This is a genomic window from Nesterenkonia haasae (assembly GCF_010119385.1).
GTDB classification, from domain to species: domain Bacteria; phylum Actinomycetota; class Actinomycetes; order Actinomycetales; family Micrococcaceae; genus Nesterenkonia; species Nesterenkonia haasae.
The window spans coordinates 1,417-2,453 of sequence record NZ_VFIE01000038.1 but is presented as its reverse complement, the minus strand read 5'-3'; the positions used below and the strand labels follow the sequence as shown (position 1 = coordinate 2,453).

At 53.8% G+C, this 1,037-nt stretch carries 1 rRNA gene (running past both ends of the window); it reads left to right on the top strand.

Going from position 1 to position 1,037, the window contains the following annotated elements:
• Positions 1-1,037, top strand: a 23S ribosomal RNA gene (locus FH975_RS16155) (it extends past both window edges: 869 nt to the left, 1,054 nt to the right).

The window sequence follows — 1,037 nt, the reverse complement described above, 5'->3', positions numbered from 1 at the left end:
CGGGGGTAGAGCACTGTTATGGCTAGGGGGTCATCGCGACTTACCAAACCATTGCAAACTCCGAATACCGAGACGGACTGTATGGGAGACACACGGCGGGTGCTAACGTCCGTCGTGAAAAGGGAAACAACCCAGACCCACAGCTAAGGTCCCAAATTTTGTGCTAAGTGGAAAACCATGTGGAAAGGCACAGACAGCCAGGAGGTTGGCTTAGAAGCAGCCACCCTTTAAAGAAAGCGTAATAGCTCACTGGTCGAGTCGGTCTGCGGGGAAGATTTAACGGGGCTAAGCACAGAACCGAAGCTTGGGGTGCATAACTTTGTTATGCGCGGTAGAGGAGCGTTCCGTAAGCCGTTGAAGGTGGATTGAGAAGTCTGCTGGAGGTATCGGAAGTGCGAATGCTGACATGAGTAACGATAATGCGGGTGAAAAACCCGCACGCCGAAAGCCCAAGGTTTCCTTGCGCAACGTTAATCGGCGCAGGGTGAGTCGGCCCCTAAGGCGAGGACGAAAGTCGTAGTCGATGGGAAGCAGGTTAATATTCCTGCACCTCGCGTAAGTGCGATGGAGGGACGGAGAAGGTTAGGTGTACCAGGCGTTGGTTGTCCTGGGGAAAGGCGGTAGGTTTGGATCTTTGGCAAATCCGGGATCCTCTAAGACCGAGCACCGAGACGAGCCTTTAAGGCGAAGTCACTGATACCACGCTTCCAGGAAAAGCTCCTAAGCTTCAGCTTACGCAGACCGTACCGTAAACCGACACAGGTGGGTAGGATGAGAATTCTCAGGCGCTTGAGAGAACTCGGGTGAAGGAACTAGGCAACATGGCACCGTAACTTCGGGAGAAGGTGCACCCTTTTTGGTGGCTCGTGCGAGCTATAGCTGAAGAGGGTCGCAGTAACCAGGCCGCTGCGACTGTTTATCAAAAACACAGCACTCTGCAAACACGAAAGTGGACGTATAGGGTGTGACGCCTGCCCGGTGCTGGAAGGTTAATTGATGGGGTCAGCCGCAAGGCGAAGCTCTTGATCGAAGCCCCA